Annotated in this window: 23 protein-coding genes; 11 read left to right on the plus strand and 12 right to left on the minus strand. The window is 65.5% G+C overall.

The genetic code is table 11. The features are described from left to right. The first annotated feature begins 10 nt into the window (after window positions 1-10). Window positions 11-1,384: a glutamate--tRNA ligase gene (locus tag OSH05_RS13600; protein WP_104220008.1), complete on the plus strand. Its 1,374-nt coding sequence runs from the start codon at window positions 11-13 to the stop codon at window positions 1,382-1,384. On the opposite strand, the gene OSH05_RS13605 is transcribed toward OSH05_RS13600, so the two are convergent. Then, on the minus strand, window positions 1,323-2,426 hold the full coding sequence (locus tag OSH05_RS13605) for a DUF2865 domain-containing protein (protein ID WP_266352445.1): 1,104 nt from the start codon (window positions 2,424-2,426) through the stop codon (window positions 1,323-1,325). The two genes, OSH05_RS13600 and OSH05_RS13605, sit on opposite strands and share 62 nt — an antisense overlap. 258 nt (window positions 2,427-2,684) lie before the next feature. Between OSH05_RS13605 and OSH05_RS13610 the strand changes: the two genes are divergently transcribed. The 4 genes from OSH05_RS13610 (at window position 2,685) to OSH05_RS13625 (ending at window position 7,054) form a co-directional block, all read left to right on the plus strand. After that, entirely contained in the window at window positions 2,685-4,091 is a 1,407-nt protein-coding gene (locus OSH05_RS13610; protein ID WP_104220006.1) for an MATE family efflux transporter, read from the plus strand. 72 nt (window positions 4,092-4,163) lie between these two features. Beyond that, entirely contained in the window at window positions 4,164-4,673 is a 510-nt protein-coding gene (locus OSH05_RS13615) for a CreA family protein (RefSeq protein WP_104220005.1), read from the plus strand. Window positions 4,674-4,747: 74 nt separating this feature from the next. Continuing rightward, entirely contained in the window at window positions 4,748-6,229 is a 1,482-nt protein-coding gene (gene gatB / locus OSH05_RS13620) for an Asp-tRNA(Asn)/Glu-tRNA(Gln) amidotransferase subunit GatB (protein WP_104220004.1), read from the plus strand. Window positions 6,230-6,346: 117 nt separating this feature from the next. Next, window positions 6,347-7,054: a glutathione S-transferase N-terminal domain-containing protein gene (locus OSH05_RS13625; protein WP_104220003.1), complete on the plus strand. Its 708-nt coding sequence runs from the start codon at window positions 6,347-6,349 to the stop codon at window positions 7,052-7,054. A gap of 109 nt (window positions 7,055-7,163) precedes the next feature. Here OSH05_RS13625 and gltX read toward each other — a convergent pair whose 3' ends face one another. Next, complete coding sequence (gene gltX / locus OSH05_RS13630) at window positions 7,164-8,585, minus strand: glutamate--tRNA ligase (RefSeq protein WP_104220002.1); 1,422 nt, start codon at window positions 8,583-8,585, stop codon at window positions 7,164-7,166. A 284-nt stretch (window positions 8,586-8,869) separates the two neighbouring features. On the opposite strand from gltX, the gene OSH05_RS13635 reads away from it, so the two are divergent. Then, complete coding sequence (locus OSH05_RS13635; RefSeq protein WP_266352449.1) at window positions 8,870-11,152, plus strand: ComEC/Rec2 family competence protein; 2,283 nt, start codon at window positions 8,870-8,872, stop codon at window positions 11,150-11,152. Here the strand turns inward: OSH05_RS13635 and lexA are convergent. Next, window positions 11,146-11,844: a transcriptional repressor LexA gene (gene lexA / locus OSH05_RS13640; protein ID WP_104220000.1), complete on the minus strand. Its 699-nt coding sequence runs from the start codon at window positions 11,842-11,844 to the stop codon at window positions 11,146-11,148. The genes OSH05_RS13635 and lexA overlap by 7 nt on opposite strands. 313 nt (window positions 11,845-12,157) lie before the next feature. Here lexA and OSH05_RS13645 point away from each other — a divergent pair, with 313 nt between their 5' ends. From OSH05_RS13645 to OSH05_RS13665, 5 genes are all read left to right on the plus strand, one after another. Next, entirely contained in the window at window positions 12,158-13,354 is a 1,197-nt protein-coding gene (locus OSH05_RS13645) for an efflux RND transporter periplasmic adaptor subunit (protein ID WP_104219999.1), read from the plus strand. Between the two features lie 51 nt (window positions 13,355-13,405). Continuing rightward, window positions 13,406-16,564, plus strand: a complete 3,159-nt coding sequence (locus OSH05_RS13650; protein ID WP_104219998.1) for an efflux RND transporter permease subunit — start codon at window positions 13,406-13,408, stop codon at window positions 16,562-16,564. 23 nt (window positions 16,565-16,587) lie between these two features. Then, complete coding sequence (locus tag OSH05_RS13655) at window positions 16,588-17,058, plus strand: hypothetical protein (RefSeq protein WP_104219997.1); 471 nt, start codon at window positions 16,588-16,590, stop codon at window positions 17,056-17,058. Between the two features lie 90 nt (window positions 17,059-17,148). Continuing rightward, a complete protein-coding gene (locus OSH05_RS13660) occupies window positions 17,149-18,444 on the plus strand; it encodes an amidohydrolase family protein (RefSeq protein WP_104219996.1) in 1,296 nt (431 codons plus the stop codon). Window positions 18,445-18,515: 71 nt separating this feature from the next. Next, the gene (locus OSH05_RS13665) at window positions 18,516-19,331 is read left to right on the plus strand and encodes an endonuclease/exonuclease/phosphatase family protein (RefSeq protein ID WP_104219995.1); all 816 of its coding nucleotides are present in this window, start codon (window positions 18,516-18,518) and stop codon (window positions 19,329-19,331) included. Window positions 19,332-19,342: 11 nt separating this feature from the next. Here the strand turns inward: OSH05_RS13665 and OSH05_RS13670 are convergent, their stop codons facing one another. The 9 genes from OSH05_RS13670 to trpE form a co-directional block, all read right to left on the minus strand. Beyond that, window positions 19,343-19,927, minus strand: a complete 585-nt coding sequence (locus tag OSH05_RS13670) for a DUF1349 domain-containing protein (protein WP_104219994.1) — start codon at window positions 19,925-19,927, stop codon at window positions 19,343-19,345. Window positions 19,928-19,965: 38 nt separating this feature from the next. Next, window positions 19,966-20,226: a hypothetical protein gene (locus OSH05_RS13675; RefSeq protein ID WP_104219993.1), complete on the minus strand. Its 261-nt coding sequence runs from the start codon at window positions 20,224-20,226 to the stop codon at window positions 19,966-19,968. A gap of 158 nt (window positions 20,227-20,384) precedes the next feature. Further along, window positions 20,385-21,596, minus strand: a complete 1,212-nt coding sequence (locus OSH05_RS13680; protein ID WP_104219992.1) for a molybdopterin molybdotransferase MoeA — start codon at window positions 21,594-21,596, stop codon at window positions 20,385-20,387. Continuing rightward, entirely contained in the window at window positions 21,593-22,075 is a 483-nt protein-coding gene (gene moaC, locus OSH05_RS13685; protein ID WP_104219991.1) for a cyclic pyranopterin monophosphate synthase MoaC, read from the minus strand. The genes OSH05_RS13680 and moaC overlap by 4 nt, the downstream gene beginning before the upstream one ends. Next, complete coding sequence (locus OSH05_RS13690; protein ID WP_104219990.1) at window positions 22,075-22,590, minus strand: GNAT family N-acetyltransferase; 516 nt, start codon at window positions 22,588-22,590, stop codon at window positions 22,075-22,077. Before OSH05_RS13690 ends, moaC begins: the two co-directional genes overlap by 1 nt. Before the next feature lie 3 nt (window positions 22,591-22,593). Then, window positions 22,594-23,394 (minus strand): indole-3-glycerol phosphate synthase TrpC, encoded by an 801-nt coding sequence (trpC, locus tag OSH05_RS13695; RefSeq protein ID WP_104219989.1) that lies wholly within the window; start codon window positions 23,392-23,394, stop codon window positions 22,594-22,596. Between the two features lie 4 nt (window positions 23,395-23,398). Then, the gene (trpD, locus tag OSH05_RS13700) at window positions 23,399-24,412 is read right to left on the minus strand and encodes an anthranilate phosphoribosyltransferase (RefSeq protein WP_104219988.1); all 1,014 of its coding nucleotides are present in this window, start codon (window positions 24,410-24,412) and stop codon (window positions 23,399-23,401) included. A gap of 7 nt (window positions 24,413-24,419) precedes the next feature. Beyond that, on the minus strand, window positions 24,420-25,031 hold the full coding sequence (locus OSH05_RS13705; protein ID WP_104219987.1) for an anthranilate synthase component II: 612 nt from the start codon (window positions 25,029-25,031) through the stop codon (window positions 24,420-24,422). A 23-nt stretch (window positions 25,032-25,054) separates the two neighbouring features. Then, the gene (gene trpE, locus OSH05_RS13710; protein ID WP_104219986.1) at window positions 25,055-26,566 is read right to left on the minus strand and encodes an anthranilate synthase component I; all 1,512 of its coding nucleotides are present in this window, start codon (window positions 26,564-26,566) and stop codon (window positions 25,055-25,057) included. Window positions 26,567-26,779 lie beyond the last annotated feature (213 nt).

Consider the following 26,779-nt stretch of genomic DNA (forward strand, 5'->3'; position numbering starts at 1 on the left):
AAGCCTCGGCATGTCTAATCCATCCGTCACCGTCCGCTTCGCCCCGTCGCCGACCGGCTATCTTCATATCGGCAATGCACGGCCGGCTTTGTTCAACTGGCTGTTCGCGCTGAGGCATGACGGCGTCTTCATCCTGCGTTTGGACGATACCGACCGCGAGCGCTCGCGTGAGGACTTCGCCGATGCGATTCGCCGAGACGTCGCCTGGCTCGGCATCCAGCCCCATCGCTTCGAGCGGCAGTCGTTGCGGGAGACGAGCTATGCCGCCTCGGCCGAACGGCTGAAGGCTTCCGGCCGTCTCTATCCGGCCTATGAGAGCGCGGACGAACTCGACCGGCGGCGCAAGCGCCAGATGGCTCGCGGCCTGCCGCCGGTCTATGACCGGGCGGCGCTGCGGCTCACCGATGCTGAACGCGCTGCGTTGGAGGCGGAAGGCCGCAAGCCGCATTGGCGCTTCCGCCTCGACGAGACCGTCGGCGAAGTGCGTTGGGATGATCTTGTGCGCGGTCCGCAGCAGGTCACCGTCGCCTCGCTCTCCGATCCGGTCCTGATCCGCGAAGACGGCACCTTCCTCTACACGCTGCCCTCGGTGGTCGACGACATCGAGATGGGCGTAACCCACATCATCCGTGGCGACGACCACGTCACCAATACCGGTGTCCAGATCCAGCTCTTCGAGGCGCTCGGCGGCAGGGTTCCCGCCTTCGCCCATCACAACACGCTGACGACAGCGACCGGCGAGGGGCTGTCGAAGCGGACGGGCGCGTTGTCGCTGGGGTCGCTGGCCGACGCCGGCTACGAGCCGATGGCGGTCGCCTCGCTCGCCGTTCTGATCGGCACATCGCTTCCGGTCGAACCGGTCAAGGATCTGCCGACGCTGGCCGGCATGATCGACCTATCGATGGTATCGAAGGCGCCGGCGCGCTTCGATCCGGCCGATCTCGACGGGCTCAATGCGAAGCTGCTGCACGCCACGCCGTTTGCGGATGTCGCCGAGCGGCTCGCGGCAGCCGGCATTGGTGGCGGCGAGGCGTTCTGGAATGCCGTGCGCGGCAATCTGGTCCGCGTTTCAGACGCCGCGATCTGGTGGCGCGTCGTCTCCGAGAGGCTCGATCCCCCGCCGGCCGATCCTGCCGCATTGCCCATGCTCGGCAAGGCGCTGGAACTTCTCCCCGAGGCGCCTTTCGATAGCGAAACGTGGAAGCGCTGGACTGAGGCGGTGAAGGCGGCCACCGGCGCGAAGGGCAGGGCGCTCTACATGCCGCTTCGCGTCGCCCTGACCGGTCTCGAGCACGGGCCCGAACTTGCGGGCTTGCTGCCTCTTATTGGGCGTAGAAATACGATGGACCGACTCGCCGCACAGGCCCGCCCGCCGTCAGATTGAGCGAGGCGACCGGCGCCACGACATTGGGCTTGCCAACCTCGCCGGGGTCGAGCTGACCGTAGCGATTGGCCAGCGTTTCGGGATCCTCGCCGAGCGTCGGGCGGACACTGGGGATCGGGGCCAGCCCAGCGGACGAGAAGTTCATGACTGCTGGCGAATAGCCGCCTGCCACGATGTCGAGTGCCGTCGACTTGCCGCAGGTGCAGCCCGGGGTCAGGCTCTTGCGATAGGCGAAGGCGGTTGGCAGCTCGCTATAGCGCGTACGGTCGTCGATCGACAGCGCCTTGCTGCTGTCCTGTCCCGGATTGCGGTGTGCGTAGAGCACCACCTCGGTTCCGGGACACATTTGCTTGCAGACCTGCTCCTGCGCCGCAAAGGACGACTGGTTCGTCGAATAGGCGATCGGGAAATAATAGCCGTCGCAGGTGCGCACGCACAGCGTACGATATTTGCCCCCGCCGAAGCCCGTATCATAGCCGCCGCTATCGTTGCTGTCGTTGCGCTGGAGCACGCCCTGATCGGCCGGCACCGTGACCAGCTGACGTTGCTGCGTCGGAACGTCGGGATTGAACAGGCGCTCCAGGAAATTGCGCGGCCGGTTCTGCGTCGAATAGGATGCGTATTGGGCGCCGCAATTATTGTCGCCGAGCTGGCGAAGCAGGCTTGAGCGTTGGCCGCCGGCATTGGCCGATGCAGCACTCGCACTCTGCTGGTTGGTTTCGAGCTTGCGGAGATTGGACTTCATCCGCTCGATGCCGTTCATCACGGCGGCGCATTCCGGCTTCTGCTTCGACTGGAAGAACAGGAACCCGTTGCCGCAGCCGGACTGGCGGGCACGCGCCTGCGCCGCTGCAATCTCGGAGCGCTGCTGGTTCGCGGCGCCAGCGAAGGCCGCCGCCTTGTTGGCGCCCGATGCCTTCTGCAGCGAGGAAAGCTGAGCTTCCAGATTGCCACAGATGGAAGCCGCCCCGGCCCAATCGGCCGTACCGGCAAACATGGCGAGGACGACGGCAAGTCGCCTCAAAACGCTGGCTACGCACATTGCTTCGGTCTCGTTGGCGGCCTTGGCCCCTGCCGTCGGGTCGACCCGTCTGCCCCGGCTGCCATAGCACGGTCCGCCGGCCTGGTCATCCTCGTCGGGCAAAAAGCGAGGCGCCGAATCCCCGACATCACACAATATTCATCTAGTTCGGCGATGGCAGCCATCGCAAGGTTTGAGTGGTCATTTCGCAAGCAATATGCCTATTGGGCGCGCAAGGCGGGCCAAATGCCGAGGCCTTGCAATAGACTGAGCCACCCGATGAGCCTGCAAAGCACGATTTCCGCCCGGGGACCCGCATATCGTCCCTGGCTGGAAGAGGCACGCGCGACGATCAATCTCTCGCTGCCGCTGATCCTGACCAATGTCGCCCAAACACTGATCAACGCCACCGACGTCATCCTGATCGGCTGGCTCGGCTCGCGCATGCTCGCCGCCGGGGCGCTGGGCACCAATCTCTATTTCGCCTTCCTAATCTTCGGAATCGGCTTCGTGTCGGCGGTCTCGCCGATGGTTGCGCGCGAACTCGGCGAGCGGCGTCATTCCGTGCGCGATGTGCGCCGCACGGTGCGCCAGGGCCTGTGGGCGTCGGTCGCGATCTGCGTGCCGTTCTGGCTGCTCCTGTGGCACACCGAAGCGGTGCTCGTCGCCATCGGGCAGGAGCCGGAACTGGCCGCCATCGCGGGCACCTATATGCGCGGGCTGCAATGGGCGATGCTGCCCTTTCTCTGGTATCTCGTTCTGCGTGCCTTCATCGCAGCGCTGGAGCGGCCCTTCTGGTCGCTGGTGGTCGGCATTGCCGGTGTCCTCATCAATGCGATCGTCGTCTGGGGCCTGGTGTTCGGCAAACTCGGCCTGCCGGCGCTGGGCATTGTCGGAGCCGGCATTGGCAGCACGATTTCGGCGCTCGCCATGTTCGCCGGCATGGCGATCGTCTGCATGGTCCACCCAAAGTTCCGTCGCTACCACGTCTTCGGCCGCTTCTGGCGGGCCGATTGGCCGCGCCTGCTGGCGCTCTTCCGGCTCGGTCTGCCGATCGGCATCGCCGTCGCCTTCGAGGTGACGGTGTTCAACCTCGCCGTCTTCCTGATGGGCCTGATCGGTGCCGCCGATGTGGCCGCGCATGCGATCGCAATCCAGATCTGCGCGCTCTGCTTCATGGTGCCGCTCGGCTTCTCGCAGGCGGCGACCATCCGCGTCGGCCGGGCCTATGGCGCCGGCGACCGTGAGGCGATCCGCCTGGCGGGCTGGACGCCCTATGTGCTCGGCATCGCGTTCATGAGTTGCACAGCGATCACGATCTTCTTGGCGCCGGGCTTTCTCATCGGCATCTTCGTCGACCGTAGCGACCCCGGCAATGCCGAGGTGGTCGCTCTTGCCGTATCCTTCCTCGGCATTGCTGCGCTGTTCCAGGTGTTTGATGGGGCACAGGTGATCGGCGGGGGCATGCTGCGCGGCCTGCATGACACGCGGGTTCCCATGCTCTATGCGGCGCTCGGCTTCTGGGGCATCGGCGTCGCCACCTCGGTTGTGCTTGGGTTTGGCTTTAAGCTCGGCGGCATCGGCATCTGGATCGGCCTCGCCTGCGGGCTCGCCTCCGTCTCGATGCTACTGCTGCAGCGCTGGCTGCGGCGCGGGACGCTCCGCCTTGAGGGCACGGCAGCCTGATTATCAGCGCCGGACCCTCCCTCCGTCATGGAGCGTACCTATATTGGAGCCGCCCTCTCGCGGAGAACAACCATGCGCTTCGGTCTTGCCTCGGTCCTGTCGCTCGCCCTCCTCATTGGTGCCGCCGCGCCGGCACTCGCCGAGGATCCGGACTTGATCTTCAAGGAATCGACCACCTTCAAGTGGCTGACGCCGAACGACAAGATCGCGGTCTATGGCATTGACGATCCCGATATCGAGGGGGTCGCTTGTCATTTCGCCGCGGCCGAAAAAGGCGGTGTCTCGGGCATGCTGGGTGTCGCCGAGGAAACGTCGGACATTTCGCTCGCCTGCCGCCAGGTCGGCCCGATCGCCTTCAAGGGCAAGGTCGGGCAGGGCGACGAGATGTTCCGCCAGCGTCGCTCGTTCTGGTTCAAGAAGATGCAGATCGTGCGCGGCTGCGACGCCAAGCGCAATGTGCTGGTCTATCTCGTCTATTCCGACAAGCTGGTCGACGGCAGCCCCAAGAACTCGATCTCCACCGTCCCGATCATGCCTTGGGGCACGGCGACGGCGCCGCAATGCAAGGATTTCATCGACTGAGCCGGCGATCGATGCTTGCAGAGCGTCCGCTGCCGCACTAACCCCTAGGCGTTGCCACTATCCGGAGCCCATCCATGACCATCGCCGTCCGCACCGCCGATCCGAAGAAGCTCGTGAAGGGCGCGACCGGGGATTGGGAAGTGGTGATCGGCATGGAGGTGCATGCGCAGGTCCTCTCCAAGTCGAAGCTGTTCTCCGGCGCCTCGACGCAGTTCGGCGGCGCGCCGAACTCGCATGTCAGTCTCGTCGACGCGGCGATGCCCGGCATGCTGCCGGTGATCAACGCCGAATGCGTCGCGCAGGCGGTACGCACCGGACTGGGCCTCAAGGCGCAAATCAACCCGCACAGCGTGTTCGACCGGAAGAACTATTTCTATCCGGACCTGCCGCAGGGCTACCAGATCTCGCAGTACAAGCAGCCGATCGTTGGCGAGGGCGAGATCGTCATCGATCTCGACAGCGGCGAGGCGATCACCGTCGGCATCGAGCGGCTGCACCTGGAGCAGGATGCCGGCAAATCGCTGCACGACCAGCATCCCACACAGAGCTTCGTCGATCTGAACCGCTCCGGCGTGGCGCTGATGGAGATCGTCTCGAAGCCGGATTTGCGCTCCGCCGACGAGGCCAAAGCCTATCTGACCAAGCTTCGCACCATCGTGCGCTATCTCGGCACCTGCGACGGCAACATGGACGAAGGCTCGATGCGCGCCGACGTGAACGTGTCGGTGCGCCGGCCGGGCGAGCCGCTCGGCACGCGCTGCGAGATCAAGAACGTCAACTCGATCCGCTTCGTCGGCCAAGCGGTCGATTATGAGGCGAGGCGGCAGATCGCCATTATCGAGGATGGCGGCACGATCGACCAGGAGACGCGGCTGTTCGATTCGGTGAAGAACGAGACCCGCTCGATGCGCTCCAAGGAAGAGGCGCATGACTACCGCTATTTCCCGGACCCGGATCTCCTGCCGCTCGTCCTCGACGCGGCCTGGATCGAGGAGCTGGCCGCGGCGCTGCCCGAACTGCCCGACGCCAAGAAGGCCCGCTTCATCGGCGAACTCGGCCTCTCGCCTTACGACGCGCATGTGCTGGTGCTCGAAAAGGAGACGGCCGACTTCTTCGAGAAGGCGGCAAAGGGACGAGATCCGAAGGCCACCGCCAACTGGGTGACGCAGGAACTCGCCGCGCGCCTCAATCGGGACGGCAAGGGTATTTCCGACAGCCCGGTGTCGTCGGATCAGATCGGGGCGATTGTCGACCTGATCGCCGCCGGAACCATCTCCGGCAAGATTGCCAAGGACCTGTTCGAGATCGTCTGGAGCGAGGGCGGCGATCCGAAGGCGATCGTTGAGACCCGCGGCATGAAGCAGGTGACAGATACAGGTGCGATCGAGAAGGTCGTCGACGATATCATCGCCGCCAACCCCGACAAGGTCGAGCAGGTGAAGCTGAAGCCGACTCTATCCGGATGGTTCGTCGGCCAAATCATGAAGGCCTCGGGCGGCAAGGCCAATCCGCAGGTCGTCAACGACATCCTGAAGAAGAAGCTAGGCCTCGAATAGAGCGCTGCCGCGCGGCGCCCTTGCACCGGTCGCGGCGATGCCTAGATCTAATGTTACCGTCCGTTCTCGACCGGCGCCTTTGCGCCGGTCTTTCCTTGACGCCGTAGAGGTAATTTCATGCCGGTGCAGCAGACCCAGCCGATCGAGCTTCATTTCTGGCCGACGCCGAATGGCAAGAAGGTCTCTATCATGCTGGAGGAACTCGATATTCCTTACAGCATCCACTTTGTGAATATCGGCAAGGGCGAGCAGTTCAGACCGGAATTCCTGGCGATTTCGCCGAACAACCGGATGCCGGCGATCGTCGATCCCGAGGGGCCTGACGGCAAGCCGATCTCCGTTTTCGAGTCGGGTGCCATCCTCCAATATCTGGGCCGGAAGTTCGGCCGCTTCTATCCGGCGGACGAGCGCAAGCGCGTTGCCGTCGAAGAATGGCTGATGTGGCAGATGGGCGGCTTCGGGCCGATGCTCGGCCAGCGCAACCATTTCTCCGTCTACGCGCCCGAGCGCATTCCCTATGCGACCAAGCGCTATCAGGACGAGACGCACCGTCTCTACGGCGTGCTCAACAAGCGCCTCGCAACTCATGAATATGTGGCCGACGATTATTCGATCGCCGACATGGCCATCTTTAGCTGGGCGGCCGGCTGGGAGACCCAGCAGTTCGACACGTCGGACTTCCCGAGCGTCAAGCGCTGGATCGATCTCCTGAACGCGCGTCCGGGCGTGCAGCGCGGCATGGCGATCAAGGCGCCGGTGGTGCCGGTCAGCGTCGCCGACGACAAGGAAGCCCAGAAGGTCTTGTTCGGCCAGCGCGGCAACTGAGCCGCGCGGCACGGTCATCGAACAGAAAAATGCCCGGGCGATTGACCCGGGCGTTTTGTTTGGAACGTGTTGTGAACGGGCCGAGCCCGAGCCTCGTCGGCTGCTTCGATCAACCCCTCGCCTGATCCGCGATGCGACCGAGGCTTTCCTCGCGGCCGAGGACGATCAGCACATCGAAGATGCCGGGCGAGGTCGAGCGGCCGGTAAGCGCGGCGCGCAGCGGCTGTGCCACCTTGCCGAGCTTCAGCCCCTTCGCCTCCGCGAACGCCTTCACGGCCTCTTCCGTCGCCTCGACGGTCCATTCGACGGCCAACAGCAGGCTGTGCAGGTCCTTGAGCAGCGCCCGCGCATCAGCGTCGAGGATGGTCGACGCCTTCTCGTCCAGGGCGAGCGGGCGCTCCGCGAAGAGGAAAGCTGCGCCGTCCTTCAGCTCGATCAGCGTCTTGGCCCGCTCCTTGAGGCCGGGCAGGGCCTCGCGCAGCTGCGCCGCTCGCTCCGGCGTCAGCCGGGCGAGCATGGCCTCGCCGCCGGGCAGATAGGGCAGCGTCTGGACGAAGCTCGCATAGAGCGCATCGTCGGTCGCGGCTCGCATGTAATGGCCGTTCAGATTCTCTAGCTTGGCGAAATCGAAGCGCGAGGCCGAGCGGCCGACATCGTCGACATCGAACCACTCGATCATCTGCTCCAGCGACATGATCTCGTCATCGCCATGCGCCCAGCCCAGGCGGACGAGATAATTGCGCATCGCCTCCGGCAGGAAACCCATGGCGCGATAGGCGTCGACGCCGAGCGCGCCGTGGCGCTTGGAGAGCTTGGCGCCGTCGGGACCGTGGATGAGCGGGATATGCGACATGACTGGCACCTCCCAGCCCATGGCGCCATAGATGATCATCTGGCGCGCGGCATTGGTGAGGTGGTCGTCGCCGCGGATGATGTGGGTGACGCCCATATCGTGATCGTCGACGACGACCGAGAGCATATAGGTCGGGTTGCCATCCGAGCGCAGCAGGACGAGGTCGTCGAGATCCTTGTTCGGGATGACGACGCGGCCCTGCACGCGGTCCTCGATCACCGTCTCGCCCTCGAGCGGCGCCTTGATGCGGATCGCGGGGGCGACGCCAGCCGGCGCCTCCGACGGATCGCGGTCGCGCCAGGTGCCGTCATAACGCGGGGCACGGCCCTCGGCGCGCGCCTTCTCGCGCATCGCGTCGAGCTCGGCGGGTGTACAATAGCAGCGATAGGCCTTGCCGACGGCCAGCAACTCCTCGACCACCTCACGGTGGCGCGGCGCGCGAGCGAACTGGAAGATCGTCTCGCCCTGCCAGTCGAGGCCGAGCCATTTCAGCCCGTCGAGGATCGCGGCGATTGCCGGCTCTGTGGAGCGCTCGCGGTCCGTATCCTCGATGCGGAGCAGCATCGTCCCGCCCGTATGCTTCGCATACAGCCAGTTGAACAGCGCCGTGCGGCCGCCGCCGATATGGAGGAAGCCGGTAGGCGAGGGTGCGAAGCGGGTGACGACCGGTTTGGACATGAAACCTTCCGAACGGACGGAAATGGGGGGCGGGGGCGGAGCGGACCAGAACGAGCCGAGCCTATCGGCCGCGGAAATGGCGGTCGTATGGCACGGGGGCGTATGGCATGGCGCCGAATGTGGCGGCTCATGTAGCATGGAGCGGCGTCAGGGCGAAAGACGGGGCGATGGCAGGCGAACGGCCGCGGTCGGAGGAACTGGACGAGAGGCTGTTTCCGCCGGGCGACGCGGAACCAGCCGACGATTCCGGTCGGCCCCCCTTTCCTCACGCACCGCCTGGCTATGTGGCCCGTTTTCGAATGTGGGTCGCGACGGTATTCGAGCGGGAAATCGACACGGGGCGCGGCTTTCTCTGGCTCGCCGTAACCTATGCCGCTGGAATACTTGTCTATTTCACAGCGCCGTCCGAGCCCTCCGGTATTGCGCTCGCCATCCTGACGCTCGCGCTGGCTGTCGCTGCTTGGAAACTGCGGCACGGCCGAGCCGGGCTCTTTCGGCTGATGCTCGTCGCCGCGATGGCAGTGGCCGGTGCGACGACGATCAAGCTTCGCACCGATCATGTGGCCGCGCCGCGGCTGGAACGGCAGATGACGGGCACACTCACCGGCTTCGTCGAGGCGCGGGAGGCGCGGCGCGGCGGCTTTCGCCTGACGATTCGCGTCGTCTCCTTCGATGCCAGGGGACTGGCTGCACTGCCGGAGCGCGTTACCACCACGGTGCGCGGCAGCGCGCCGGCCGTTGGCGAGGGCGTCACGCTGCTGGCTCGGTTGCGCCCGCCTTCCGGGCCAGCCATGCCCGGCGGCTATGATTTCGGCCTGCCGGCCTATTATGGCGGGATCGGCGGCACGGGCTTCGCCTATGGCCGCGTCAACCCGGCCGAGCTTGGCGAACCGCCCCTCTCGATCCGCCTGACCATGCCGCTCGAGGCCCTGCGGGAGGCAATCCGCACGCGCATTGGGGCCTCGCTTTCCGGCGATACGGCCCGCATCGCCACGGCGCTCGTCATCGGCGATGCGGGCGGCATCAGCGAGGAAGGCGAAGATGCGCTGCGCCAATCGGGCCTGGCTCATGTCCTGTCCGTGTCCGGGCTCCACATGGTGCTCGTCGCCGGCTTTGTGTTCTGGGCGGTCCGGGCGGCACTGGCGCTCTCTCCGGGGCTGGCGCTCCGCCGGCCGATCAAAAAATGGGCCGCTCTCGCCGCGCTCGGCGTGACCTTCTTCTATCTGCTGATTTCCGGCCTCGATGTGGCGGCGCAGCGCTCCTTCATCATGACCGGCGTCGTCTTCCTCGCGATCCTCGTCGACCGGCGGGCGATCTCCATGCGCAATGTCGCGATCGGCGCCTTCGTGGTGCTGGCGCTCAGCCCCGAAAGCCTGCTGGTGGCCGGATTCCAGATGTCTTTCGCCGCGACGATCGCGCTTGTCGCCGGCTTCGAGGCGCTGTCGCGGCGGCCGCGCGGGCTTCGACCGGTTTCGCACTCGCGCTTCGGCTCGGTGCTGCGCTGGTTCGGGCTGCTTATCGGCGGATTGGCGCTAACGTCGCTGCTCGGCGGGCTCGGCACCACGCCCTTCGCGCTCTATCACTTCCAGCGCATGGCGCCGCTCTCAATCCTCGCCAATGTCGCGGCGATGCCGCTGGTCGATTTCCTGGTCATGCCGCTAGCGCTGCTCGCGGTGCTCGCCATGCCGTTCGGGTTCGAGGCCCCGTTTCTATGGGTGATGGGCGTCGGCATCGACGGCATGTCCGACGTGGCGCGGACGGTGAGCGACTGGTCGGAGGGGACCGGCTCGGCGGCTATGCCTTCCGCGGCGTCGCTGCTCGTCTTCATGGCAGGTTTCCTGTGGTTGGCGCTGATGCGGGAGCGCTGGCGCCTGGCCGGGCTGGTGCCGATGCTGGTCGGCGGCGCGCTGGCGCTCTATCCGCATCGGTCGGACATCATCATCGCTCCGGATGGGCGGCAGGTCGCAATCCGCACGGGCAATGGCAGCTACCAGATCCTGGCGCGAAAGATCGACCCTTTTATCGCCGGCATATGGCTGAGAGCCGATGGCGACAGTCGCGAGGCGAAGGACCCGGCGCTCATGGCCGCGACGCGCTGCGATGCCTCGGGATGTGTGGCGCCTATGCCGGATGGCCGGCTCGTCGCACTGGCGCTGGAGCGCGATGCGTTTGCCGATGATTGCCGGAGCCCCGTACTCATCGTAACGCCCATCGCCGCACCGACGGGCTGCGCCGCCGAGGTCGCAACGATCGACCGCGATCGTCTCGCTCAATCCGGGTCGATCGCGCTCGATCTGAGGCCTGTCGCTACCCGAAACATCGCTGATCCGCCATCCGCCGACAAGGTCATCGCCGCGGCGACGGAATACGATTCCGCAGTCCGCCATACGCTCGACGACGAGGACGTTCCGGCACCCGAACCTGGAAGCCCGCAGCCAAGAGCGGGCCCGGCGCCGCTCGACGCCGAATTTCTCGTCACGACGGCCTTCCCGCGTGTCCGCCGTCCGTGGATGCCGCCCTATGACGGCGACGACGAACCCGAAACCGGCGGGGCAGGGGCTCAGTAGCGACGCAGGAGGCCGACCAGCCGACCCTGGATGCGGATCCGGTCCGGCCCGAATATGCGCGTCTCATAAGCCGGATTGGCGGCTTCCAGCGCGATCGAGGCGCCACGTCGGCGCAGCCGCTTCAGCGTCGCCTCCTCCTCGTCGACAAGAGCCACGACGATGTCGCCCGAATCGGCCGCGTCGGTCTTGCGGATCAATACCGTGTCGCCGTCGAGGATGCCGGCTTCGATCATCGAATCACCGCGAACCTCCAGCGCGAAATGCTCGCCCCCACCCAGCATTTCCGGCGGCACGGTGATCGAATGGCTCTGTGTCTGGATCGCCGAAATCGGCACACCGGCGGCGATGCGGCCCATAACGGGAACGATCACTGGCTCCGGCACGTCGCTGTCGGTCTGCCGCATCTTGCCGAGGCTGCCTTCGATGACGCTCGGCGAGAAGCCGGCTCGCTTGGGCCGCTGCATGGTCGGCGCCATCGCCTCCGGCAGACGGACCACATCGAGCGCGCGGGCCCGGTTGGGCAGGCGGCGGATGAAGCCACGTTCCTCCAGCGCTTTGATCAGGCGATGGATGCCGGACTTGGACCGAAGGTCCAGCGCATCCTTCATCTCGTCGAAGGAAGGCGGCACGCCCGTCTCCTTCAACCGTTCATGGATGAACATCAGGAGCTCATACTGCTTGCGAGTCAGCATTGGTCGGTCCACGCCACGAATTGCCGGATACGGAACGGTCTGCGATTCGGCGAAGAATCATCAAGTACAAACCGCGAACAAAGTACATGTTCTATATGTGTTCCGCAAGCTGGCGGCGCGATCTTCGTGGATTGACAGGAATCGGACCAGGGATCGCCCGCATGCCACACCTCCTTAATAATCGCCGGACTAGATCGTCCCGCTATGGCGTCGCGCCGGAGCCTGAGGCAGGATCGGAACGAGATTCTGGCTCTGCCGGCAGCAGGCGGAGCTGAGGGATGCGTGCGTCGGGCAATCGAGGCTGAGGGGACAGATGGTCAAGATTGGACAATGGCGGAAGCCGGCAGGCGGGCTCCCGCTGGTCGTGGCGGGTCTGGCCGCTCTGTCGCTCGCAAGCTGCAACGACAAGAATGAATATGTGCCGCCGCCGCCGCCGAAGGTGACCGTCGCTCCGCCGCTTCAGCAGGATGCGACGCTCTATATGGAGCTCACCGGCAATACGACGGCGATCAACCAGGTCGATCTCTCGGCGCGCGTCCAGGGCTTCCTGACATCGATCAACTATGTCGATGGCCAGACTGTGAAAGCTGGTACCACGCTGTTCGGCATACAGCGCGACACCTATCAGGCTCAGCTCGACCAGGCGAATGCGGCGGTCGCCTCGGCCCAGGCGGCGCAGGAAAACAAGCAACTCGAATATAATCGCCAGTCGACGCTGGTGCAGCAGCAGGTCGCATCCGTCGCCAAGGCCGACGACGCCAAGGCCCAGCTCGATCAGGCGATCGCCGCGACGCAGCAGGCGCAGGCCGATGCCGAGGTCGCGACGATCAATCTCGGCTACACCGAGGTCAAGGCGCCGTTCGACGGCATCGTCTCCAACCATCTCCAGGATGTCGGCGCGCTGGTCGGATATAGCGGTCCGACCAAGCTTGCGACGATCGTCCAGATGGACCCGATCTATGTCTATTTCACCGTCAATGAACGCCAGGTGCTTCTGATCAAGGAGCAATTGACCAAGCGCGGCAAGACGTTGCGCGACATCCATGACATTCCGGTCGAGATCGGGTTGGCCACCGAGACCGGCTATCCGCACAAGGGCGTCATCGACTACATCGCCCCGACGCTCGACCAGAACACCGGCACGCTGTCGGTTCGCGGCGTCTTCGACAACAAGGACTACGCGATGCTGCCGGGCCTCTTCGCCCGGGTGCGGGTGCCCTTGCAGACGCAGAAGAATGCGCTTCTGGTCGACGATACGGCGATCTCGACCAGCCAGGTCGGCAGCTATGTCCTGGTCCTCGGCAAGGACAACACGGTCGACCAGAAGGTCGTCGAGCCTGGCCAGCTAGAAGGCCAGCTTCGCGTCGTTACGTCGGGCCTCGCAGCCGACGATAAGGTGATCGTCGGCGGCAACCAGCGGGCCGTTCCCGGCAGCAAGGTCGATCCGCAGGACGGCGCGATGAGCACCAACACCGCGACCACAAACGCAGCCCCGCCACCCAATCCGTAGGACGCATATCGAGCCTCTCCGGTCGACGACCTTCAAGCGCAGGCGGGTTTCATGTTCTCAAAGTTCTTCATCGAGCGGCCGGTCCTCTCCAACGTCCTCGCGCTGGTCATCGTCCTGCTCGGTGCCGTGGCCCTGTTTCGGCTGCCGATCGCGCAATATCCGAACGTCGTCCCGCCGACAGTCGCCGTCAGCACCTCGTTCCCCGGCGCCTCCGCGAGGACGGTGATGGACACCGTCGCCCTGCCCATCGAGCAGCAGGTCAACGGCGTCCAGGGCATGATCTACATGCAGTCGACCAGCGCCAGCGACGGCACCTACAATCTGATCGTCACCTTCGACATCGGGACTGATCCGAACTTCGCGCAGGTTCTAGTGCAGAACCGAGTCTCGATCGCGATGGCGTCGCTGCCGCAATCGGTGCAAGTGCAGGGCGTCAACGTCCAGAAGAAATCGACCGCCGTCCTGCAGTTCGTGACGCTGTTCTCGCCGGACAATCGCTATGACGGGCTGTTCCTGTCGAACTATGGCGTGATCAACATCCAGAACGAGCTGGCGCGCCTGCCCGGCGTCGGCAATGTGGCCGTCATGGGAGCCGGCCCCTATGCCATGCGCATCTGGATGGATCCAGACAAGATGCAGGCCTTTGGTCTGGTGCCGAGCGACGTGATCCGCGCGATCCAGGACCAGAGCCAGGAAGTCACCGCTGGCATGACCGGTATGCCCCCGGCGCCGGACGGGCTCAATTACCAGTACACGATCAACGTCAACGGCCGCTTCAGCGATCCGGGCGAATTCGAAAACATCATCATCAAGGTCAACAACGACAATGGCGGTCAGATCGTCCGCGTGCGGGACATCGGCCGGGTCGAGCTGGGCTCGCAGAGCTACAGCCAGACCGCGACCTACAACGTCAAGCCGACGGCCGCCATCGGCATATTCCAACTTCCCGACGCCAACGCGCTCGATGTCGCCAAGGCCGTTTCGGCGAAGATGGAACAACTCGCGAAGGCGTTTCCGCCTGGGCTGAAATACGAGATCCCGTTCGATACGACCAAGTTCGTCGTCGCCTCGATCGACGAGGTCTACAAGACGCTGATCGAGGCGGCGATCCTCGTGCTCATCGTCATCCTGCTGTTCCTGCAGGACTGGCGCGCCATGCTGGTCCCGGCCACTACCGTGCCGGTGACGATCATCGGCGCCTTCGCCGCCATGGCTGCGCTGGGCTTCACCGTCAATACGACGACACTGTTCGCGATCATCCTCGCGATCGGCATCGTGGTCGACGACGCGATCGTCATTGTCGAGGGCGTCTCGCGCCATATGGAGAACGGACTCTCCGGCCGAGAGGCTGCCATCAAGACGATGGACGAATTATTTGGTCCGATCATCGGCATCACGCTCGTGCTAATGGCCGTGTTTCTGCCTTCGGCGACGCTTCCCGGCCTGACCGGGCAGATGTACCAGCAATTCGCGCTCGTCATCGCCGCCACGGCCTTCATCTCGGCGATCAACGCCATGACGCTGAAGCCGACGCAGTGCGCGCTCTGGCTGCGTCCCCCGACGCCGCCGGAGAAGCGCAACTTCTTCTTTCGCGGCTTCAACCGCATCTATGATGCGTCGGAGCGGCGTTATGCGGGCCTTATCAGCCGCATGGTCCACCACAGCCATCTGATGGTGCTGGCCGCACTGGTGCTGATCGGCGTCGCCTTCTGGGGCATGTCGCGCATCCCGACGGCGTTTCTGCCGATCGAGGACCAGGGCTATGTGGTGATCAGCGTCCAGCTTCCCGATGGCGCGTCGCTGCAGCGAACGGACCGCGTCGTCGCCGAAGCCAGCAAGGCCGCGCTGGCGACGCCAGGCGTTGAGAATGTCGTCGGCATTTCCGGCTCGTCGGTGCTCGACAACAATGCCACGCTGTTCAATGCCGGCATGGTCTATGTGATCTTCAAGGACTGGTCGCTGCGCGGCAAGACGGAGAGCCTTCGTGCGATCTATGCGAACATCACCAAGTCACTGAACCAGATGCCCGACGCGGTCGGCTTCGTGCTGGTGCCGCCGCCGATCCAGGGCATCGGCAATTCCGGCGGCTTCACGCAGGAGATCCTGGTCCAGAACGGCACGTCCGACTTCCACCAGCTCGAGAGCGTGGCCAAGGCGATGTCCGCCAACGCGGATTCCCAGTCGGCGCTGCAGCGGGTGAACTCGACCTTCACCGCATCGACCCCGCAATTCCAGCTGGAGATCAACCGCATCCTGGCGGAGACACTCGGCGTCAGCGTCGGGCAGGTGTTCGATACGATCGAGGCCTATATGGGTTCGACCTATGTCAATCAGTTCACGAAGTTCAACAATGTCTTCCAGGTCTATGTCCAGGCCGAGGCGGCGCGGCGCGTCCGTCCACAGGATGTGATGGATCTGAAGGTGCAGTCACGATCGGGCGACATGGTGCCGCTGGGCTCGCTGGTGTCGTTCAAGACCGTCGATGGCCCTCCGCTGATCACGCTCTACAATCTCTATCCCGCGGCGACGCTTGCCGGCGGGCCGGCGCCGGGCTTCTCGTCGGGGCAGGCGATGGCGATCATGGATCAAATCGCCGAGAAGACGCTGCCGCCCGGCTACGGCACCGCCTGGACGGCGATGTCCTATCAGGAGAAGATCGTCGGCAATCAGATCTACTTCGTCTTCGCCCTGGCAATCGTGCTGCTCTATTTCGTGCTCGCCGGCCAATATGAAAGCTGGATCCTGCCTTTCGCGGTGATCCTCGCCGTGCCTTTGGCCTTGCTTGGAACGGTCATCGCGCTGACCGCTCTCGGGCTCGCCAATAATCTCTATACGCAGATCGGCATCATCCTCTTGATTGCGCTTGCGGCGAAAAACGCGATCCTGATCGTCGAATATGCGCGCGACAAGCGAATGGAAGGCATGGAGATCCTGGACGCGGCGGTGGAGGCGGCGCGGCTGCGCTTCCGCCCGATCCTGATGACGTCCTTCGCCTTTATCTTCGGCATGCTGCCGCTCGTCTTCGCGAGCGGCGCCGGTGCCAGTTCGCGCATTTCAATCGGCATTGCCGTGGTCAGCGGCATGCTGGCGTCGACGTGTCTTGCGGTCCTGTTCGTGCCGTCCTTCTTCGTGATATTGCGGAAGATCGACGAGCGCGGCCAGAAGCCGGAGGCCGTGGCAACGACGCCGGCGGCGGTCACAGCAGAATGACCGGGAGACGGGAGAGAGGACCCATGAAACTCACTTCGGACCGCCAGATATCGAAATATCGGCTTGTCGGCGTGGCCATGACCGCCGGGGTGCTCGGCTTGCTGTCATGGCAGGCGCCGGCATCGGCACAGTCGACGAACCAGCAGATCGAGCAGCTCAACAAAGATCTCAACATGAACACGACGCCGGATCTGGGGGCGCTCGGCTTCCAGGACGATCTGGCGACGCTCGAGCAGTGCCAGTCGGGGTGCAAGCCGCTGATCGAGAGCATGCTGAAGAAGTACAAGACCGGCGCCAATTTCGGGGGCAACGGCAAGCTTGGCATGGGTGACGTTCAGCAGCTCGCCGTCGCGATCGGCAATGCCGCGGCGACGCTGCCAAAGGCCGAGGCGGATCAGATTGCGACCACGGTGGCTAGCGATCTCGGGCCGGACGCAGCGACCGCCTATCAGGGTTCCTATACGAGCACGACGGCACCCTACGCGCCGAAATAGAGCGGGGATGCGTTCGCGGCCCAGCGAGATGCACTTGCATCGGCGCATCTCTGCTGATCGGATATCCCCGGTCTTTCTGCAGGGGTTTCCATGGCATTCGATCTCATCGTCAAGAACGCAGCGCTTCCGGATGGCCGTGTCGGGCAGGACATTGCGGTGTCGGCCGGGCGCATCGCCGCGATCGAGCCGGCAATCGCCGCGGAGGCGGGCCGTGTGATCGATGCGGGGGGCCGGCTCGTCGCGCCGCCCTTCGTCGACTGCCATTTTCACATGGACGCGACCCTTTCGCTCGGTCTGCCGCGGATGAACCAGTCGGGCACGTTGCTGGAGGGCATCGCGCTCTGGGGTGAGTTGAAGCCGCTTCTGACGCATGATGCCGTCATCGAGCGGGCGCTGGCCTATTGCGATCTCGCCGTGGCGCAGGGGCTGCTGGCCGTGCGCAGCCATGTCGACATCTGCGACGACCGCCTGCTCGCGGTCGAGGCGCTGCTGCATGTGCGGGAAAAGGTGAAGCCTTATCTCGATCTGCAACTCGTCGCCTTCCCGCAGGACGGCTATTACCGTTTCCCGACGGCCGTGAAGAATCTGGAGCGCGCGCTCGACATGGGCGTCGACGTCGTCGGCGGCATTCCGCATTTCGAGCGCACGATGGCCGATGGCGCCGCCTCGGTGCGGGCGCTCTGCGAGATCGCGGCGACGCGCGGACTGCTGGTCGACCTCCATTGCGACGAGAGCGACGATCCGATGTCGCGTCATATCGAGACGCTGGCCGCCGAGACGGTTCGGCTCGGTCTTCAGGGCCGCGTCGCCGGCTCGCATCTGACGTCGATGCATTCGATGGACAATTACTACGTCTCGAAGCTGCTGCCGCTGATGAAGGAGGCGGGTGTCTACGCCATCGCCAATCCACTGATCAACATCACGCTGCAGGGCCGCCACGACACCTATCCGCGCCGGCGCGGCCTCACCCGCATTCCCGAGATGCGCGCGATGGGCATTCCGGTGGCGCTGGGCCAGGATTGCTGCATGGATCCCTGGTACGGGCTCGGCTCGGGCGACATGCTCGATGTCGCCAATATGGCGGTCCATGCCGTGCCGATGACCAGCCGCGAGGCGATCGCCTGGTCGTTCGACGCGGTGACCAAGGTTCCCGCCGCCGTGATGGGGCTTGAAGGCTACGGGCTCGAGGTCGGCAAGAATGCCGATTTCGTGCTCCTGCAGGCGGCGGACCCGATCGAGGCGGTACGGCTTCGGGCTGCCCGCCTCGCGGTCGTCCGTCGCGGCAAGGTCATTTCCGAATGCGCGCCCCGAACGGCGACGCTGGCGATCGACGGCCGCCCGGCTGCCGTGGACCCGGCGGCCTATGCGCCGCGTACGGCAAGCTGAAATTGTCGTGAACGGAGGGCGATCCGGCGAAAGCGGCTTGTCCGTATCGCAGCCTCCACTAGTCTTGGGTCATGGGACAATTCCGCATTCTTTCCTACAACGTTCATAGCTGCATCGGCACGGACCGCCACCATTCCCCGGAACGGGTGGCTGCCGTGATCGCCAGTTGCAAGCCGGATATCGTCGCGCTGCAGGAGATCGATGTCGGCCGGTCACGTACCGGCGGCATCGATCAGGCGCATGCGCTCGCTTCCATTCTGGGCATGCAGGCCTTCTTCAACGCCTCGACGCGGGTCGGGCCGGAACGTTATGGCGACGCGATCCTGACGGCGCTGCCGATCGAGATGCGGCGGACGGGCCAGCTTCCCGGCTTCTATGATCGGATCAAGGTCGAGCCGCGCGGTGCGCTCTGGGCGTCGATCGATGTCGGCGGCCACGCCTTGCAAGTCGTGAACACGCATCTCGGCGTCTGGCCGCATGAGCAGATGCTGCAGCTATCGGCGCTGCTCGGGCCGGAATGGCTGGGCCATCCGGATTGCTGCGATCCGGTCGTCTTTGTCGGCGATTTCAACGCCCCGCCGGGGCTTGCCCCCTATCGGCGGCTCGCTTCGCGCTTCACCGACGTGCAGAAGGAGTGGGGCACGCGGAAGGCGAGGCCGACCTTCCCGGGCCGCATGCCGACCTTGCGGCTCGATCACGTCTGGCTGCGCGGCCGGGCTGAGATCATGAATGTCGAGGTCGTGCGCACCCCGCTCTCGCGCGTCGCTTCCGATCATCTGCCTCTGGTGGTGGATCTCGATATCCGCGCCTCGGCCCGGCGGCTGCATGGCACCGGCCACGTGGTGGGCAGTGCGTCGCGGAACAAGACTTCGGCGCAGGGCGCCTGACGAGGGGCGCTTCAGCTTAGATCGTGGAGATCCTTCGTGGTGGCCGGACCGATCTCGAATTGCGAGAAGCGGACCTGAAGCCCGCCGCGTTCTGGGGTGCAGGCCATCGGTCCGATCTGGTAGCGGGCGGCCACCGGGATCGGCGCGAGGCGCAGCAAGGGCCAGAACACGCCGTCGAGCGACGCCTGGATGCGGACCGCTCCGCCCTTGACGGTCACGCGCACGCAAAAATCGTCGACAACGTCAAACGGCCGGGCAACCGACCAGTCCGAGCGCCCGTCCGTCAGGACGGCCGAGAGAAACCGCTCGCCATCGGTGAATTCCACGCCGGTCTTGATCCAGCGGGTCTCGTCGAGCCGCAGCATCAGGCCTGCCTGATCATAAAGCGTACGGAATTCGCCCTGGATACGAATCGAAGCCGTAAAGCCGTCGGCTGCGGAGAAACCGAGGAAGTGACCGCTATCTCGGCTGAAACCGTAATGGGTTTCGCGCCAGAAATCGGTCTGCTCGTCCGTCGTCAGGCTGAGGCCGCTCTCATCCACGCGCCAAGTCGCCGGCTCGTTCAGCCAGCTTCCTTCGAGGAAGTTGATGCTCAAGCCGAACTCCGCTTCCAGCGCCGCGCCGATCGATAGGTCTAGCGATAGATCCAGGCGACCCAGCGCGGCCTCGGCCGCAAGGGCCGGTCGGCGCGCTTGTCGCGGGCCTGATTGGCATGCAGGCGCGAAAGATCCGCCATCAGATCATCATAGCGGGTGAGACCGGAACGGTTCATGTGCGAAAGCATCATGGCACCGGCGGCAAAACTGGACCCGATATCGAGGGTCCTCTGGCCGAGCGACGACTTTTCCTGCGCCGCATCGTCATGCGAGTGCTTGCGAACGGTCGACGGCATCATCCCATCCTCCCGCAATCGGCCTCATCAAGGTGTAACGTCCGGCCGAACTGCTAGTTCCGCGAGCATCTTCCAGGCCGGTGGCGCTAATATAACGCTTTCGTTCACAAAGTGTGAATCATTGTTTAGTCGCGTGGTGTGCGAATTGTGCATGCCTGCTTTCAGGGCAGCAGTACAATCCGGCATGGCTCCCCGACTTCGGCCGCCAAAGCATGAGGTGGCCGCACGATCAGGCACCCAGCCTCCGCGAAGGTCGACAGCATGGAACTGTCCTGCCGGCTGAAGGGCGTTGCGATTCGCCGGCCCGCCTCGTCCTCGGCGAGACGCGCCCGCACATAGTCCTGGCGGCGATCATTAGCCGGCATGGCTGCGCCGAGCCGCGCTGGAACGCTGGCTTCGCAACGGGGGAGACCCAGGAGGGTCTCCAGCAACGGTTTCAGGAAGAGCAGGGCGCAGACGAGGCTCGATACCGGATTGCCGGGCAGGCCGAGGACGCGGGTCTCGCCGATCCGTCCAAATATCAGCGGCTTGCCGGGACGCATCGCAATCTTCCAGAAGCCAAGCTCCATGCCGCGCCCCGCCAGCACCTCGCGGGCGAGGTCATGGTCGCCGACCGAGGCGCCGCCCAGCGTCACCAATATGTCGGCGCCGCTGGCGACGGCGCGGTCGACGGCCTCGGCGAATAGCTTTCGGTCGTCCGGGACGATGCCGAGATCGATGGCCTCGCCGCCGATCTGGCGCACCAGAGCGGCGATGCCGAAGCCATTCGAGGCCACGATGCGATCGTCGGAGGCCTCCGCGCCGGGGGAGACCAGTTCGTCGCCGGTGGCGAGGATGGCAACGCGCGGCTTGCGGCAAACCTCGACCTGCGCGTGGTTCATCGCGGCGGCGAGGGCGATCTGGCGCATGCCCAGCCGCGTGCCGGCGGGCAGCATGACGTCGCCCTTGGCGAAATCGAGGCCGCGCGCGCGAATATGCTGGCGGAGCCGAACGGCCTCGCGGCTGCGGATCCGCCCGCCCTCTAGAAGCTCGACATCTTCTTGCAACAGGATGGCGTCCGCGCCGGAGGGCACCGCCGCGCCGGTGAAGATGCGCACCGCCTCGCCGGGGCCGACCGCGCCGGCGAAGGGCGTCCCGGCCGGCGCCGTGCCGATAACGCCGAGTTCGGCCCCGGCCGCCGCGACGTCGGCGGCTCGCACGGCGTAGCCGTCCATGGCCGAGACATCGGTCGGCGGCTGGGTGCGCCGTGCCGCCAGATCCTGTGCGAGCACCCGGCCGAGCGCCTCGCCCAGCGGAACGGATTCGACAGCCACAGGAACGGCGCCATCCAGAACGCGGGCCAGTGCCTCGTCGACGGGGATCAGCCCGCTCACGGCTCGGCCTTCCAGATGCCCGAGCGGCCGCCGGTCTTCTCCAGGAGGCGGATCGGGCCGATGGTCATGCCGCGATCGACCGCCTTGACCATGTCGTACAGCGTCAGGCAGGCGACCGAAACGGCGGTGAGCGCTTCCATTTCGACGCCGGTGCGGTCGGCGACGCGGGTCGTGGCGCGCACGCGAAGACCCGGCAGCGCCGGGTCGGCCTCGATGTCGACCGTCACCTTGGCCAGCATAATTGGGTGGCAGAGCGGGATCAGTTCATGCGTCTTTTTCGCCGCCATGATGCCGGCGATCCGCGCCGTGGCGATCACATCGCCCTTGGCGGCGGTTCCGGAGCGGACCAGTTCCAGCGTCGCTGGCGCCATCACCACCGCGCCTTCGGCGATGGCCGTGCGCGAGGTGATCTCCTTATCGGAGACATCGACCATATGAGCGGCGCCGGTCTCATCGAGATGGGTGAGGCGAGGGGGCATCAGGCGAGTTCCTTGCGCATGAACATGCGGCGATCGAGCGGCAGGCCGGCCGCATGCTCGGCGACATGCAGGAGATGAAAGGCCGGAGTCCAGGCGTCATCGCCAACGGCCGCAAAGCCGCGCCGCGCATAGAACGGGCCATTCCAGGGCACGTCGGCGAAAGTGGAAAGCGTCAGCGCCGACAAGCCCCGGTCTCGCGCCCGCTCCTCAAGCGCGGCGAGGATCGAGCTGCCGACGCCCCGACCGCCAAAGGCCGTGGCGACAGAAAGCTCATAGATGTGGAGCGCGTCGTCCAGAATGCCGGCCAGCGCGAAGCCGACGAGCCCATCCGTCCCGCTCGCAGCCCCGATCGCGACGCCGCTCCGCTGGATCGAGCGGATGAAGGCTTCGTCGCTGACATGGCCCTCGGCGATGGCCGACAGGCCGACCTCGCGAAACCGCGCGGCCGCGTCACGCTCGATGGCGGGGAGGTGAATGACCTCTCGCGGCGCGACGGCTCGGATGGTGATGGTCATGGCTCAGGCAGCCTGGCGGCCGAGCAATTCCATCGTCGCGCGCGTCACGTCGTCTTGCCGCATCAGGCTCTCGCCGACGAGATAGGTGTGGATGCCGACGGCGGCGAGCCGCGCAAGGTCGGCCGGTGTCGAGATCGCGCTTTCGCCGACCAGCGTGCGCCCGGCAGGAACACGCGGCGCGAGCCGCTCGGATATCTCCAGCGAAGTGCGGAAGGTACGAAGGTCGCGGTTGTTGATGCCGATCAGCGGCGATGACAGGCGCAGCGCACGGTCAAGCTCGGCCTCGTCATGGACCTCGATCAACACGTCCATGCCGAGTTCCATCGCCGTGCCCTCGATTTCGGCGGCGACCGAATCCTCGATGGCGGCCATGATGATCAGCACGCAATCGGCACCGAGCGCGCGCGATTCATAGACCTGATAGGGCTCGTAGAGGAAGTCTTTGCGCAGGGCTGGCAGCTCGGTCGCCTCGCGCGCCGCGATGAGGAATTCCGGAGCACCCTGAAACCATGGCGTGTCGGTCAGCACCGAGAGGCAGGCGGCCCCGCCCGCCTGATAGGCTTCGGCGAGGCGCGGCGGATCGAAATCCGGCCGGATCAGGCCCTTGGACGGGCTCGCCTTCTTGATCTCGGCGATCAGCGCCGGCTCGCCCGCATCGATGCGGCGGCGAAGCGCGGCGAGGAAGCCGCGCGGCGGCGCGGTGTCGAGCGCGCGCGCCTTCATCTCGGTCGGACGGACCCGCTCCTTGGCGAGCTCGATTTCCTCGCGCTTGGTCACTTCGATTTTCGCCAGAATGTCGCTCATCGTCCTATCCGTTGGTGATCGCGATAAGCCGGTCCAGCCGGTCATGAGCGTGGCCCTCGTCGATCGAGGTCGCGGCCAGCGCCACGCCTTCCTTGAGCGAGGCGGCATTGCCGGCGACGACAAGCGTTGCTGCGGCGTTCAGGAGGACCGTGTCGCGATAGGCGCTGCGCGCGCCGTTGAGGAGCGCTCGAAGCGCGGCGGCATTGTGAACCGCGTCGCCGCCCCTGATCGCTTCCAGCGGCGAGACGGGGAGACCGACATCGCCGGGCTCGATGACGAAGGTCTCGACCTTGCCGTCCTTCAGCGCGGCGACATGGGTCGGGCCGGCGACGGATATCTCGTCGACGCCGCCCGCGCCATGGACGATCCAGGCGCGTTCCGATCCGAGCGCGGCAAGCACGTGGGCGAGCGGCTCCAGCCATTCCGGCGCGAAGACGCCGACGAGCTGGCGCTTGACACCGGCCGGGTTGGAGAGCGGCCCAAGCAGGTTGAAGATGGTGCGCGTGCCAAGTTCCACCCGCGCCGGCCCGACAAACTTCATCGCCGAATGATGCGCCGGGGCGAACATGAAGCCGATACCGGCCTCGCGGATCGCCTTCGAGATTGTCGCCGGGGGCACGTCGACATTGACGCCGAGCGCCATCAGTACGTCGGCGGCGCCCGATTTCGACGAGAGGGCTCGGTTGCCATGCTTGGCGACCGGCACGCCGGCGCCGGCCACGACAAAGGCCGAAGCTGTGGAGATGTTGAAGGTGTGCGAGCCGTCGCCGCCGGTACCCACCACGTCGATGGCGCCTTCCGGCGCATCGACCGGCAGCATCTTCGCCCGCATGGTCGCGACCGCGCCGGCGATCTCGTCGACCGTCTCGCCGCGCACGCGCAGCGCCATCAGGAAGCCGCCGATCTGCGCCGGCGTTGCCTCGCCGGACATGATGATCGCGAAGGCCTCCTCGGCCTCCTGCCGGTCGAGGGGTCGTCCGCCCGCGACCTTGGCGATGTAGGTTTTCAATTCCGACATCGCCGCCTCACGCGACCGACAGCGCGGCACGGTGGCGCTGGTTCCACTCCGCGGCGATATCGAGGAAGTTCTTCAGCATCAGGTGACCATGCTCCGAGGCGATGCTCTCGGGATGAAACTGCACCCCGTGCATCGGCAGCGTCTTGTGCATGGCGCCCATCACGACGCCGTCCTCGGATTCGGCCGTGATCTCCAGCACGTCGGGCATCGTCTCGCGGCGAACCTGCAACGAGTGATAGCGCGTTGCCTGGAACGGGCCGTTGATGCCGCGAAAGACGCTGCGGCCGGTATGGCGGATGGTGGAGATCTTGCCGTGCATCTGGCTTGGCGCGCGCACGACATCGCCACCCATCGCCTGGCCGATGGCCTGATGGCCGAGGCAGACACCGAAGATCGGGATCGTCGATCCGGCTCGCTCGATCAGGTCGAGACAGATGCCGGCCTCGTTCGGCGTACAGGGGCCCGGGGAGAGCACGATGCCCTCGGGGTCCATCTCCATCACCTCGTCGACACTGATCTTGTCATTGCGGCGCACGATCAGCTCGGCGCCCAGTTCGCCGAGATAATGGACGAGGTTGTAGGTGAAGCTGTCGTAATTATCGATGACGAGAAAGGCCATGATCGTTCCCCTTGCCCTGCCGATCATTGCCCCCGCCCGGCCTGGGAAGCGAACTTTACCGCTTCCTCGGCCGCACGGAAGAGGGCGCGTGCCTTGGCGATGCATTCCTGATGCTCGCTCTCGGGTATCGAGTCGGCGACGATGCCCGCGCCTGCCTGCGCATACATCTTGCCGTCCTTGACGATCGAGGTTCGCAGAACGATGCAGGTGTCCATCGCGCCATCGGCTGAGAAATAGCCGACGCAGCCCGCATAGATGCCGCGCTTGTGGGTTTCGAGCTCGTCGATGATCTCCATCGCGCGCACTTTCGGCGCGCCCGATACCGTGCCGGCGGGGAAGCCGGCCGCCAGCGCGTCGAGCATATCGTGAGGCGATGCGAGCCGCCCGACGACGTTCGACACGATGTGCATGACCTGGCTGTAATATTCGAGGAAGAACCGGTCGGTGACCTTCACGGTGCCGATTTCGGCGACACGGCCGACATCGTTGCGGCCAAGGTCGAGCAGCATCAAATGCTCGGCCAGTTCCTTCGGATCGGCGAGCAGTTCGGCCGCAAGCTCCGCGTCGCGCTCGGGCGTCTCGCCGCGCCGCCTGGTGCCGGCGATCGGGCGGATGGTGACCTCGCCGTCGCGCAGACGCACGAGGATTTCGGGGCTCGATCCGGCCACGGCGAAGGTGCCGAAATCGAGATAATAGAGGAAGGGCGACGGGTTGGTCCGCCTCAGCGCGCGGTAGAGCGCAAAGGGCGGCAGGGTGAAGGGCGCCTCGAAGCGCTGCGACAGCACCACCTGGAAAATATCGCCGGCGGCGATGTACTCCTTGGCGCGCGCCACCATCTCCAGATAGCGCTCATGCGGCGTGTTCGAGACCACGGGAACGTCGAGATCCACATCCTGCGGCTCGGATCCCCGGTGGAGCGGGCCTTCCAGCGTCTCCACTACCTGCGTCAGCCTTTCGACCGCGCGGGCATGGGCGATGTCGGCGCCGACGCCCGGCTCTGGCCGGATTGGCGTCACGATCGTGATCTCGTCCTTGACCGCGTCGAAGATGACCATGACGGTCGGGCGCAGCATGATGGCGTCCGGCAGGCCGAGCGCGTCCGGATTGGGCTCACCCAGTTCCTCCATCTGGCGGACCATGTCGTAGCCGAGATAGCCGAAGATGCCGGCCGACATCGGCGGCAGGGCTGCGGGAAGATCGATGTGCGATTCGGCGATCAGCGCGCGCAGCGCATCGAGCGAGCCGCCGTGCATGGGCTGGAAATGATCGCCGGACTGCGGCGAGCGGTTGACCTCGGCCCGGGCGCCGATGGCACGGAAGATGAGGTCGGGCTCGATGCCAATCATCGAATATCGGCCGCGAACGGCCCCGCCTTCGACCGATTCAAGCAGGAAGCAATTGGCCCGGCCGGCCGAGAGCTTCAGCATGGCGGAGACGGGGGTCTCGAGGTCGGCGACCATCCGCGTCCAGGCGACCTGCGGCTCTCCACTCTGATAGCGGCGCGTGATCGTCTCAAGCGACGGCTCGATCAACATGATGTCAGTCCATTTTTCAGGAGGGCACCAAGGGCCCTTGCGGAACGGCGAAGCGGGTGTGCGAGATCGTCATCCCGGCTGGGCCGGGATCGGCGATCAACGCCATCGCCAGAGATCGCGGCGAGCGTGGGCGCCCGCCTCTGCCGCGGCCGCAACAAACCGTGCCGCCCGGAGCGGGCGGGCGGCAGGGAATATCTCCTGCTCACGGTTCTT

The sequence above is a fragment of the Kaistia algarum genome, from assembly GCF_026343945.1.
Taxonomy (GTDB): domain Bacteria; phylum Pseudomonadota; class Alphaproteobacteria; order Rhizobiales; family Kaistiaceae; genus Kaistia; species Kaistia algarum.

Excerpts from the sequence above, each read along its gene's own strand:
- OSH05_RS13615 (WP_104220005.1), top strand. The coding sequence starts at position 4,164 with ATGCGCTTCGGTCTTGCCTCGGTCCTGTCGCTCGCCCTCCTCATTGGT.
- OSH05_RS13625 (WP_104220003.1), top strand. The coding sequence starts at position 6,347 with ATGCCGGTGCAGCAGACCCAGCCGATCGAGCTTCATTTCTGGCCGACG.
- trpE (WP_104219986.1), bottom strand. The coding sequence starts at position 26,566 with ATGTTGATCGAGCCGTCGCTTGAGACGATCACGCGCCGCTATCAGAGT.
- OSH05_RS13675 (WP_104219993.1), bottom strand. The coding sequence starts at position 20,226 with ATGATGCCGTCGACCGTTCGCAAGCACTCGCATGACGATGCGGCGCAG.
- moaC (WP_104219991.1), bottom strand. The coding sequence starts at position 22,075 with ATGCCCCCTCGCCTCACCCATCTCGATGAGACCGGCGCCGCTCATATG.
- trpD (WP_104219988.1), bottom strand. The coding sequence starts at position 24,412 with ATGTCGGAATTGAAAACCTACATCGCCAAGGTCGCGGGCGGACGACCC.
- trpC (WP_104219989.1), bottom strand. The coding sequence starts at position 23,394 with ATGAGCGACATTCTGGCGAAAATCGAAGTGACCAAGCGCGAGGAAATC.
- gatB (WP_104220004.1), top strand. The coding sequence starts at position 4,748 with ATGACCATCGCCGTCCGCACCGCCGATCCGAAGAAGCTCGTGAAGGGC.
- OSH05_RS13690 (WP_104219990.1), bottom strand. The coding sequence starts at position 22,590 with ATGACCATCACCATCCGAGCCGTCGCGCCGCGAGAGGTCATTCACCTC.
- OSH05_RS13600 (WP_104220008.1), top strand. The coding sequence starts at position 11 with ATGTCTAATCCATCCGTCACCGTCCGCTTCGCCCCGTCGCCGACCGGC.
- OSH05_RS13645 (WP_104219999.1), top strand. The coding sequence starts at position 12,158 with ATGGTCAAGATTGGACAATGGCGGAAGCCGGCAGGCGGGCTCCCGCTG.
- OSH05_RS13705 (WP_104219987.1), bottom strand. The coding sequence starts at position 25,031 with ATGGCCTTTCTCGTCATCGATAATTACGACAGCTTCACCTACAACCTC.
- lexA (WP_104220000.1), bottom strand. The coding sequence starts at position 11,844 with ATGCTGACTCGCAAGCAGTATGAGCTCCTGATGTTCATCCATGAACGG.
- gltX (WP_104220002.1), bottom strand. The coding sequence starts at position 8,585 with ATGTCCAAACCGGTCGTCACCCGCTTCGCACCCTCGCCTACCGGCTTC.
- OSH05_RS13660 (WP_104219996.1), top strand. The coding sequence starts at position 17,149 with ATGGCATTCGATCTCATCGTCAAGAACGCAGCGCTTCCGGATGGCCGT.
- OSH05_RS13665 (WP_104219995.1), top strand. The coding sequence starts at position 18,516 with ATGGGACAATTCCGCATTCTTTCCTACAACGTTCATAGCTGCATCGGC.
- OSH05_RS13610 (WP_104220006.1), top strand. The coding sequence starts at position 2,685 with ATGAGCCTGCAAAGCACGATTTCCGCCCGGGGACCCGCATATCGTCCC.
- OSH05_RS13605 (WP_266352445.1), bottom strand. The coding sequence starts at position 2,426 with ATGTGCGTAGCCAGCGTTTTGAGGCGACTTGCCGTCGTCCTCGCCATG.
- OSH05_RS13650 (WP_104219998.1), top strand. The coding sequence starts at position 13,406 with ATGTTCTCAAAGTTCTTCATCGAGCGGCCGGTCCTCTCCAACGTCCTC.
- OSH05_RS13655 (WP_104219997.1), top strand. The coding sequence starts at position 16,588 with ATGAAACTCACTTCGGACCGCCAGATATCGAAATATCGGCTTGTCGGC.